10 protein-coding genes and 1 other RNA gene are annotated in these 10,484 nt (G+C 58.9%); 6 read left to right on the forward strand and 5 right to left on the reverse strand.

Annotated features, from left to right (window positions below; all coding sequences use genetic code 11):
- Window positions 1-36: 36 nt before the first annotated feature.
- The gene (locus ACYVI2_RS03295) at window positions 37-1,326 is read left to right on the forward strand and encodes a lytic murein transglycosylase (RefSeq protein ID WP_460490261.1); all 1,290 of its coding nucleotides are present in this window, start codon (window positions 37-39) and stop codon (window positions 1,324-1,326) included.
- A 133-nt stretch (window positions 1,327-1,459) separates the two neighbouring features.
- On the opposite strand, the gene ACYVI2_RS03300 is transcribed toward ACYVI2_RS03295, so the two are convergent.
- Entirely contained in the window at window positions 1,460-2,248 is a 789-nt protein-coding gene (locus ACYVI2_RS03300; RefSeq protein ID WP_415819018.1) for a DODA-type extradiol aromatic ring-opening family dioxygenase, read from the reverse strand.
- Window positions 2,249-2,383: 135 nt separating this feature from the next.
- Window positions 2,384-3,304: a D-hexose-6-phosphate mutarotase gene (locus ACYVI2_RS03305; protein WP_415819017.1), complete on the reverse strand. Its 921-nt coding sequence runs from the start codon at window positions 3,302-3,304 to the stop codon at window positions 2,384-2,386.
- 309 nt (window positions 3,305-3,613) lie between these two features.
- On the opposite strand from ACYVI2_RS03305, the gene ACYVI2_RS03310 reads away from it, so the two are divergent.
- The 3 genes from ACYVI2_RS03310 to ACYVI2_RS03320 all read left to right on the forward strand — a co-directional run bounded on the left by ACYVI2_RS03310 (window position 3,614) and on the right by ACYVI2_RS03320 (window position 5,472).
- Window positions 3,614-4,072 carry a nuclear transport factor 2 family protein gene (locus ACYVI2_RS03310; RefSeq protein WP_415819129.1) on the forward strand — a complete coding sequence of 153 codons (459 nt, stop codon included), beginning with the start codon at window positions 3,614-3,616 and terminating at the stop codon, window positions 4,070-4,072.
- 197 nt (window positions 4,073-4,269) lie between these two features.
- Window positions 4,270-4,548 carry an adenine nucleotide alpha hydrolase family protein gene (locus ACYVI2_RS03315; protein ID WP_415819016.1) on the forward strand — a complete coding sequence of 93 codons (279 nt, stop codon included), beginning with the start codon at window positions 4,270-4,272 and terminating at the stop codon, window positions 4,546-4,548.
- A gap of 30 nt (window positions 4,549-4,578) precedes the next feature.
- Window positions 4,579-5,472 (forward strand): YihY/virulence factor BrkB family protein, encoded by an 894-nt coding sequence (locus ACYVI2_RS03320; protein WP_415819015.1) that lies wholly within the window; start codon window positions 4,579-4,581, stop codon window positions 5,470-5,472.
- Here the strand turns inward: ACYVI2_RS03320 and ACYVI2_RS03325 are convergent.
- The 3 genes from ACYVI2_RS03325 to ACYVI2_RS03335 form a co-directional block, all read right to left on the reverse strand.
- On the reverse strand, window positions 5,455-5,952 hold the full coding sequence (locus tag ACYVI2_RS03325) for a GAF domain-containing protein (RefSeq protein ID WP_415819014.1): 498 nt from the start codon (window positions 5,950-5,952) through the stop codon (window positions 5,455-5,457). The genes ACYVI2_RS03320 and ACYVI2_RS03325 overlap by 18 nt on opposite strands.
- Window positions 5,949-6,920, reverse strand: coding sequence for a Bug family tripartite tricarboxylate transporter substrate binding protein (locus ACYVI2_RS03330; protein ID WP_415819013.1), 972 nt, complete (start codon window positions 6,918-6,920; stop codon window positions 5,949-5,951). The genes ACYVI2_RS03325 and ACYVI2_RS03330 overlap by 4 nt, the downstream gene beginning before the upstream one ends.
- Before the next feature lie 82 nt (window positions 6,921-7,002).
- The gene (locus ACYVI2_RS03335) at window positions 7,003-8,841 is read right to left on the reverse strand and encodes a gamma-glutamyltransferase family protein (protein WP_415819012.1); all 1,839 of its coding nucleotides are present in this window, start codon (window positions 8,839-8,841) and stop codon (window positions 7,003-7,005) included.
- A gap of 211 nt (window positions 8,842-9,052) precedes the next feature.
- On the opposite strand from ACYVI2_RS03335, the gene ACYVI2_RS03340 reads away from it, so the two are divergent.
- Together ACYVI2_RS03340 and ssrA are read left to right on the forward strand one after the other, a co-directional pair.
- Window positions 9,053-10,045, forward strand: a complete 993-nt coding sequence (locus tag ACYVI2_RS03340; protein ID WP_415819011.1) for a LysR substrate-binding domain-containing protein — start codon at window positions 9,053-9,055, stop codon at window positions 10,043-10,045.
- Window positions 10,046-10,053: 8 nt separating this feature from the next.
- Window positions 10,054-10,440: a transfer-messenger RNA gene (ssrA, locus tag ACYVI2_RS03345) on the forward strand.
- Window positions 10,441-10,484: the final 44 nt, after the last annotated feature.

The raw sequence follows: 10,484 nt of genomic DNA on the forward strand, positions 1-10,484 counted from the left end.
CGGCTATTTTTTGCGCCAGCTTATAAAATCCCGCCCATGACACTACGATATTCCTTGCCCTTTATCTCTCTCGCGCTGTGGGCGGGCGCTGCACCGCTGGCATCGGCCGCTACGGCCGGCAATGCCGCGGTCGAGGCCGCTTCGGCAACCGCCTATAGTTCGGCCGATTTCGCTCAGTGCCTGTCGCAATTGCGTGGCCAGGCGATCAAGCAAGGCGTATCGGCCAGCACCTACGATACCTACACCAAAGACCTGGAACCAGACCTGAGCGTCTTGCCTCTGCTGGACGCGCAACCCGAGTTCAAGACGCCGATCTGGGACTACATGGCTTCGCTGGTTGACGACGAGCGCGTTGCCGACGGCAAGCTCGCCTTGCAGCAGTGGCAGGCCGAGTTGTCTCGTGCGCAGTCTCAGTTCGGTGTAGATCCGGCGACCGTGGTCGCCGTGTGGGGCGTGGAAAGCAATTTCGGCAAAATCCTGGGCGGACGTCCGTTGCTGACATCGTTATCGACATTGTCATGTGTCGGCCGCCGGCAAAGCTATTTCCGTGGCGAGTTCTTTGCCACGCTGAAGATCATCCAGCAGGAACACTTGGGCGTCGAGCGCCTGAATGGTTCGTGGGCGGGCGCATTTGGCCAGACGCAATTCATGCCCTCAACGTATCTGCGATTGGCCGTAGACTTTGACGGCGATGGCCGTCGCGATCTGGTCGATAGCGTACCCGATGCGCTGGGCTCCACCGCCAATTTCCTCAAACGCGCCGGCTGGAAGCCCGATATGCCTTGGGGCTTTGAGGTGAGTCTGCCTGATGGCATGGATACCTCTGGCGCCGGACGCCGCAACAAACAGCCCATATCCACCTGGGCGGCAAAGGGCGTCAAAAAGGCCGATGGCAGCGCATTGCCAACGGGCGATATGCAGGTCGCGTTGTTATTGCCCGCAGGCCCTTCGGGTCCGGCGTTTTTGGTGACGCGGAATTTTGACGCGATATATTCCTACAACGCGGCGGAAAGCTACGCATTGGCGATCTCGCACCTGTCGGATCGTTTGCGCGGCGGTGGGCCGTTTGTACATGCGTGGCCGACCGACGATCCCGGCCTCTCACGCGCCCAACGGCGCGAGCTGCAAACCCTGTTGATCGCGCGCGGCTTCGATATCGGCCAGCCCGATGGCCTGATAGGCGCGCGTACCCGCGAGGCCCTGAAATCCATCCAGCGCGACGCCGGCCTGACACCCGATGGCCGCGCGGGGATGAAGTCACTGCAATGGCTGCAGCAGAATGCGCCCGCGGGGCAGCCTACGACGAGCGGCGCTGCATCGCAGTAGTCCAGTCCTTGGCAGTGGGCTTGCGTTCATGCTTGCCAAGGCACGGGGCGACGTTCCGAGTGTCAATGTCATCCCCGTTCTTGGCGAGGTCGCCGATGCGCGGCAAGACCTCGGCATGAAATGCACTGATTAATCAGTGCACAGCGGGCGCATTGAACACATAGCTGTCCATGGACAACACGCCATGGGCGATGCCGCCGTCCAGCACATCGACCTCGGCATCGGGCGCAGCCGCGCCTGCGGCGATCAACAGCGGCAGATAATGTTCGGCAGTAGGATGCGCACGCCGTGCTTGTGGTGCGTGTTCCAAATAGCCCACCAGCGCATTTTGATCATGCGTTTGCACGGCTTGGCGAGCCCAGTCCGCGAACGCCTTCACATACGGTTCATCCGCGCCATGCTGACGAAACTCGTACAAGTTGTGCGTCAAACTGCCCGAGCCGACAATCAACACGCCTTGTTGCGATAGCGGTGCCAAAGCCTGTCCCAGCGCCCAGGTCTGTTCGGGGCTGATATGCATCGGCAACGAGAGCTGCAGCACGGGAACTTGGTGTTCGGGGAACATGTGCATCATCGGCACCCAGGCACCGTGATCCAGGCCCCGTTCGGTATCCAGGTCTGCGTGGTACCCCGCGTTTCGCAGCAACGCTGCGATGCGTTCGGCCAGTGCGGGGTCGCCCGCGACGGGGTATTGCAACGTATACAGTTCAGCGGGAAAACCGCCAAAATCGTGGATGGTTTGAGGATGCGCCGAGGCGGTAATGCTCAGGCTGCGCGTCATCCAGTGAGGCGAGACGATCAGCACTGCGCGCGGAGATTGAAGGCGCTCGCCCAGCGCCTTCAATTGTGGGCCGGCCAAACCTGGCTCGACCGCAAAAGTCGGGGCGCCATGAGATACGAAAAGAGTAGGTTGGGCTTGCATGGCAGATCTCTCCAATAAAACAGGGGCGGCAATTCATTGGAAATGCCGTTTTCACTACTGTAATTCTGTTGTTATTCGAGATAAATCTGCATTTGGTGGACAGATTGTTCCAGATCTAGAGTCAATCTGACCGCGTTAGCCCGTCGTCAACCAGCCAATCGACAACGAAACACGCTCAGTGGCTCCAGGCGCTACCGTCAATGCATCGTCAAGCACCCGTGCGGTTTCGATGCAGGCCATGTGCGACCACGAGTCGTCCGCCATATCGGCTAATCGAGCGGCTTTGGCTGCACCAGGGTTCCACACAACGGTGGATCGAGAGCCGTTCGCTTGCAGGCGGATATCGCGTTTCCAACCAGGATCATGCAGCGTGAGTGGCGTAGCCGTGTCCAGATATATCCGGTCGGTTTCGCCGTTGAATCTGACTGCACCTTGTTGTTGCCGAGGTTCCCAATTTTCCACGGTGTCCAAATAACGGTGGCCCTCGAGTCCCTGGATGGTGACATGCTGGCTGTCTGAGACGGCCAAGTAAGTATGCAGCGCCAGCGTTGTGGTCAGGTCCTGGACCCCTCGGTTGCGCACGGACAGCGTGATTTCGATGTTTTTGCCGAACCGCATCAGTAGTGTGAGCTGCGCATGATGTGTCCATCCAGGGGCATGGTCTCGCGGCGCCTCGAAAGTGAACTCCAGTCTCGCCGTGTCATCCTCTATGAGTTGTGCCGACAACTGCCAGTCGACCTGCCGCACCCAGCCGTGCGATGAGGCGCCCGGCGCGGCGGCCACACTGTCTCGCACTGATTGCGGGTTGCGGTCATAGACGCCGAACCATGGCCAGCAAATCGGAATTCCGCCACGTACAGGAGTGCCGGGTTTGAAGACTGCTTGTTCAGACAGCCAGATCAATGGCCGCCCGCCTGCTGGCGTGTAGCTCAGCAGTTGTGCGCCTTGTTGAGAGATCAACGCGCTGCCATAAGGCGTGGTGACACGCCAGCCGGCCAGCGCACCGACGGTGGTGGGTTCGATGTGCGTACGAGAGTTCATAGTGATATGAGCCATGAAAGTGCTAATGCTACCCATGATCTGCGCAACTTTGCGAGGCTTGATCGCATACGGACGTCGCATTTCGTCCGTCCACGGATAAATCCAAAGATTGCAGCTGTGGGCAGCAAACAATACAGTCTCGCATTCCATAATGTAAACAAATGGTCCATGCGGGGATCAACAAGCGTTCTCTGAAGTTATACAGAACGATAACGTGCGTTTTCGCGAGTTGCTGGGTAAATTAGAGACGTTGGCCGCAAATAAGTGATGTGTTGATCACTGCGGTTTTTCGCCAGCAACAGGAGAACGTTGATGAGTTTCATTATGACGAAATATCTTTTGCGCACGGTTGTTGTCGCTGCACTGGCTCTGTCCGCCGGTACCGCCGCAGCGGCAACGAGCGAGGCGCAGCAAGAGGCTAATCGCCAGACCGTGCTTGCCTTTTATGAAAAAGGCTTGAACCAGAAGGACGCCGACGCGGCACTTGCTTATGTGGGTGATCGCTATGTGCAGCACAATCCGAACGCTGCCGACGGGCCCGAAGGTTTTCGGAAATTCATCGCGTTTCTCAAAGAGAAATTCCCCAAATCCCACAGCGAGATAAAGCGTTCATTTACGGATGGTGATTACGTCATCTTGCATGTGCATTCGGTGCGCGAGCCCGGAACGCGTGGTAACGCCATCATTGATATTTTCAAGCTGGAGAATGGCAAGATCGTCGAACACTGGGATGCCGTTCAGCCGATTCCGGAAAAATCGGCCAATAACAATACTATGTTCTGATAGCGGGCCCGGATGGCGAGAGCACATCCGGGTCGTTTCGACGGGGCGCCGATTGCATGGCCGCATGCGAGTACGGCCCCGTCGTTGAGGTGAAATCAACGGGCCGGGTACACGCCGCCCCGTTTTGATGACGTCTACGACCTCTGGCACGTCACTTGCTGGACCATCGGTTTGTGCGGTATCGAACAAGGAACATCATGCCTACACATTCCCTCCCCGAGGCTTCCATTTCCGCTCGAGATGCCGGCTCGATGTTGAGAGAGTTGAAATCCTTTGACGACGAAAGGCCCGGTTTTCCGGGCGAGCATCTGATCGTGTTCAGCCTGGGTGCCTTGCTGATGGTCGCGGGTATGCGTAGTCGTACCGTGCTGCGACGCGGCATTTTGACTACGGTCGGTACCGCGTTAATCGGCCGCGCCGCCAGTGGTAAAGATGGCATCGCGCGCGTGGCGCGAGTGGTGAAGCGGTTGAGCTGATAAGCAGTCCCGGCCAATGCGGAGCGCCGAATGCATATCAAACGTTTCTACGGTTTAGCCAAACAGGCCGTTAATAGTTGGCTGGATGATTACGCGCCGAGTATGGGCGCAGCGATCGCCTTCTATACCGTGTTTTCTTTGGCGCCTTTAGTCATCATTGTCATCGCGATTGCCGGCTTTTTCTGGGGCGAAGAAGCCGTACGCGGCCAACTGTTTCAGCAGGTCCATGCCATGATCGGCGCAGAAGGCGCCAAGACGATTGAAGGCGTCGTCCGAGGTGCCCAAGAACCATCGCAAGGTATCGTGGCCACCGTTATCAGTGTTGTTGTATTGGCGGTTGGCGCGACGACAGTATTCTCGGAACTGCAAAGCGCGCTCGATCGCATTTGGAAAGTCGGTGCAAAGAAACAGTCCGGGATATGGAGCATGATCCGGGCCCGTTTGTTGTCTTTCGGGCTGGTCCTGACACTGGCTTTCTTGTTGATGGTGTCACTGATCATCAGTTCGATACTCGCGGCATTGGGCAGCTGGGCGGGCGTCATGATGCCCGGCTGGGAAATCTTGCTACAGGGGCTGAATATCGTCGTGACATTGGGGACATTGACGCTGCTGTTTGCGTTGATCTATCGATTCATGCCGCAGGCGCCAGTTGCCTGGCGGGACGTCTGGACCGGCGCTTTCGTGACGGCGGTGCTATTTGAGATCGGTAAATCCTTGATCGGACTGTACCTGGGGAGAGCCTCGGTCGCGTCCTCCTACGCGGCCGCAGGCTCGCTCGTAATCGTACTGATCTGGGTGTATTACGCCGCGCAGGTATTCTTGCTCGGGGCGGAGTTCACTCGGATATATGCCGAGGCGCATGGTTCGCGCCGGGAAAGTGTTCGCGAACCATCGCTCGAAACGGAATCAGCGCGGAAATCCTGACACCGTCAAATAAGCCGCCAGTCGTGCAAAACTGATATGCGCGTCGTGAACACGTGCTTCGCGCATCAGAAAATTGACCGTTCCCAGGCATACATCGCCCACGACCACCGGCACATTGATCACCGACTGCAGCCCCAGTCCCAAGATCGCCGAATGATCGTCAAACGAGGCCCGGATCGCGTCCGGGCCTTCGCCGACATAGATACGCCGCTGCAATAGCACGTGTTCGCCCCAGGGCATGCCGCGTTTCTGCTTCGACCCGCCAGGCGGATAAGACACCGGATCCGAACTATAGAGCCGCACCACAGCCATATTGAGCGAGTCGAAACGATTGACGGTGCATAGCGCTTGTTGCAACACGGGTTGAGACCATTCATCCATGGCGGCAAATACCGCCGCAGGATCGGCGCTGGTCAGCGCATCGGTCACGGCGGCACTGTCGCGTACTGCCCGGGCGATTCGAACGTCCAATTCCGTCATTGCGCCTTGATCCCCAATTCGCGCACGATGGCGGAGTATTTCTGTGCATCGGCCGCCACTGTCTTGGCAAAGCCTTCGGGTGTCGATTGCATGACCAGCACTCCCATATCGCCCATTTTCTTTTTCACCTCCGGCAGTTCCAGGATGCGATTGATCTCTTTGTTCAATTTGGCAACCAACTCAGGATCCATGCCGGCCGGCCCAAAGGCGCCATACCAAACCGCCATCGAATAGCCAGGCACGGTTTCCGCAACGGTAGGGACATCGGACAGCAGCGGCGAGCGCGATTCCTCGGTCACTGCCAACAGCTTCAGTTTCTTTGCCTGCACGTGCGGCAAAGTCTGCGTGCCCGCGCTGAACAGCACCTGCGTACGATCCGCGACAGTGTCCAAGACCGCTGGTGCGCCGCCGCGATAGGGGATGTGAACCATCTTGATGCCGGTCGCTTTCTCGAACATGGCCGCGCTCAAGTGATTGGTCGAGCCGGGGCCTGCCGAGGCATACGCGATTTTCTCGGGGTTCGCCTTGGCATAGTCGATGAACTCTTTGACGTTATTGACCGGCAGCGAAGGATTTACCACCATCGTGTTCGTCACCAGCGCGAGTTCTGCGATCGGCGTAAAGCTTTTCACGCCATCAAATGGCATGTTGTCGTAGAGCGCCTCGTTCATCGTATGGGTGCTCATCGACCCGACCAGCAAGGTATAGCCATCCGGTTCTGACCGTGCCACAAACGCCGATCCAATATTGCCGGAGGCTCCCGAGCGATTTTCCACGATCACCGGCTGGCCATATGTCTTGGTCATCTGTTCGGACAACATGCGCGCCAGAATGTCTGTCGAGCCGCCTGCTGCCCACGGCACGATCAGCGTAATCGGTTTCTCTGGCCATGCCGCCATTGCTGCAGCGGGCACGATGCCTGCCGCTAAAACGAAAGCGCGTAATGCGCTGCGAAATGAAAAAGTCATGGATCAATCCCCTTGTTATGTGCGGCCTGCGCCGCGATACAAAATGCGAGTCCCGAATGCGGGCCCGCTTGTTGAATAGCGATCAACGTCCGGCGGCATAGCTCTGCATGCCGCGCGGATTTGCCCCTGCGCGCAGCAGTCTCGTGCCATTGCCGGTCGGTTCCCGCGTACATACGCTGATGCGGCCCTCGGACCAGGGCGCTCCGACCTTGACCTCGTGACCGGCCGCGCGCAGCGCGTCCAATGTGCTCTCCGGCATGCGCGATTCCACCGTGATACGGTTGAGTGTTGTCGTGCGCGGCCAGAATGAGCCTGGAAAGTGATCGATATGCCAGGCCGGTGCGTCGATGGCCTCTTGCAGATTCATTCCGCATAGCGCATGGCGCAGGAAAAACGCCACCGTCCATTGATCCTGTTGATCTCCGCCGGGCGTACCGAACGCCATATACGGCTGGCCATCACGCAACGCCATGCCGGGCGATAGTGTGGTGCAAGGCCGCGCACCTGCCTGCAATTGTCCTGCCAGACCTTCGTCGAGCCACGTCATCTGCAATCGCGTCGTGATAGAGAACCCCAACCCTGGTACGACTGGACTGGACGACAGCCATCCCCCGGATGGCGTCGCGGCGACCATGTTGCCGTCCTTGTCGATGACATCGATGTGGCAGGTATCCCCCACAAACAGCTCGCGCTCCAGCCATTGGTCCACGGGCGGTAATTGGGCAAAGGTCGGTTCTCCCACGCCAAAACGCGTATCGGCCTGCGCCAGCGCACGGCGTGCTGCGTCCAGATCGGGTAACCGTGGCGTACGCCCGCCAGGCGATCCGGGTATGAGTTCGCGTGATGCCTGGTCACGGATCAATGCCGCGCGCGCTCGCGCATAATCATCTGACAGCAAATCGGCCAACGGCACATCATTGCAACGTGGGTCGCCGTACCACGCCAGTCGATCAGCAAACGCCAGCTTTGCCGCCTCTGCGATATGGTGCACGAACGCGGGCGAGTCCGCTGCGAGTCCCTCTAGCGGCAAATGCCGCGCCATCGCCAACTGCTGCAAAAACACCGGCCCTTGCGACCACACGCCGCATTTGGCGACGGTATAGCGGCCAAAATCCACCATGGCAGGGTCTTCGTATGTCGCCTGCCAATCCGCCATATCCTCGCGGCGCAGCAGGCCAGCATTCCGTTCACCGGTGCAGTCGCGCATCGGGGTACGGTATGCGGCGTCGATCGCCTCGGCGACAAAACCGCGATACCAGATCTCCAGTGCGGCATCGATACGGGCACGCCGATCGCTACCTCTGTTATTGGCCTCGCTAACGATCCGCGTGTAGGTATCGGCGATGGCAGGCGTACGCATCAGATGCTCGGGATGCGGCACTTTGCCGCCAGGCAGCCAGACATCGGCCGAGCTGTGCCATTCCTGGCGAAACAGATCCTGTACCGAATAAATCGCCTGCACGATGCGTGGCACCAGCGGAAAACCATTGCGAGCGTAATCAATCGCCGGACGTAGTACATCTGCCAGTTCCCAGGTGCCGTGATCGCGCAGCATCGTCAGCCACGCGCCAAACGCGCCGGGCACGGTGGCTGGCAGCAGGCCCACGCCGGGCACCAGATCTACGCCCATATTCCGGAAATAGGCGGGCGTTGCCAATTGAGGCGCGGTGCCCTGACCGCATATCGATTGGATACGCGGATCGTTTTCGTTCCAGAACAGGATAGGCACCTCGCCGCCAGGGCCGTTCAAATGTGGCTCGACAATCTGCAGCATGAAACCGCCCGCGACGGCGGCATCAAACGCGTTGCCGCCGCGCTCCAGCACGCTCATGGCGACCTGCGTGGCCAGCCAATGCGTAGACGATGCCACGCCAAACGTGCCACGGATTTCCGGGCGGGTCGTGAAACTGGGGGAGGACATAGGCGAATACCGGAGGAAAGCGCGGGGAAGAGGAGGTCAGTATAAAGAGTGCAAATAACGGTAATATGCGTATTTCCAATCAATGCATAACCATTTGGTTATGCATTTGTGGGCGTTTAGCGGCGCTATAGGCCGTTTTTTCCCGGCTCCACCACGGTTTTTTCGTTCGGTTCTTTTTCACCCAGACCGGTCTTTCTTCTTCGTCATTGCCATGACAACTGCGCGTTCCTCCCATTCCGATACTGCCGGCCGTCGACCCGGCGCACGATTGTTTTCACGGCTGAAATTGCGGCACCTGACGTTGCTGACTCGATTGGGGCGTCTGCGTTCATTGACGCGCGCAGCGGACGCGATGGGCATCAGCCAGCCCGCCGCGACCAAGGCTCTGGCCGAAATCGAAGACATCTTCGAGGCCCCCTTATTCGTGCGTTCGCGCCAGGGGCTGGAGCCTACGCCGCTGGGCAAGCTGGCCCTGGTGCGAGCGGAACGGATGATGCTGGACCTGGACCATTGGGGCCAGGAAATGGAGGCCGTACGCTCAGGCCGAGCTGCCCAATTGCGGGTAGGGGCGATTCCCTTTGTTTCCGGCCGCATTCTGACGCCGACGCTGGAGCGCCTGTGCGCCGAAGGCATCAACGTCGTGCTGCACCGAGCGACCACCGATCAGCTGTTAAAGGAATTACGCGCCCACGAAATCGATTGCGTCATCGGCCGCGCCGCAGCAGCCGTTGGCATGAACGACATGTGGCACCAGGTGCTGTACACGCAGCGGCCTGCATTGATCGCCCATCCTGCGCTCGCCCGGCGCATCGCGCGCACCAAACCCGACTGGCGCATGTTGGCCGACGTAGACTGGATCCTGCCGTCGTCGGCGACCCCTATCGGCAACATGGTGACCGAGCTCTTCACCCGCGAACAAGTCCGCCCACCCGTCGCACGTGTGGAGACCTATTCCATCGATGTGATCTCCGGGATGTTGCGCAACAATCAAAACCTGCTTTCCATCGTTCCAGAGGATATTGCGCATGACATGGAGCAGGGCGGAGGCGTTGCGCGCGTGGCCTGGGAATGGAACTGGGAGCTGCCGCCAGTCAGTTTGATACGCCAGGTACGCGACCTGCCGCTGGACGCCGAGGAGCGGTTTGCGCAGATTGTGCGAGAGGTGTGTGCGACTGCTTTATCTGGTCCAATTGGAGTACAATAGAGAATCTTGGGGCCGATCCGGATTCGACGTGGGTCGCGAAACAACTCAGGGCATGCCGAGCACCAGTAAGCTCGTAAAACCACTGGAACACTTTAAACGCAAACGAAGAGCGTTTCGCTCTCGCCGCTTAAGCGGTGAGCCGCTGCACTGATCTGTCCTTGGGTCAGGCGAGGGAAGGCAACTTCCTAGGGGGCAACCTCGAATCGCAGCAGCGTCCTTTACAAGGAATCGGGCTGCACTGGGGTCACACGGTTCAGTCTTAAATTACGTGAATCGCCATGGTCCGGCCTGTCGATCGGCTAAGTCCATGGTTAAAACTAAATAGGTCGACTACGCATGTAGAACTGGTTGCGGAGGGCTTGCGGACGGGGGTTCAATTCCCCCCGGCTCCACCAGATTGGCAAGTCTTAGACAGTGACAGACAGGGGCGGACGGGAAA

The sequence above is a fragment of the Bordetella tumbae genome, assembly GCF_054780995.1.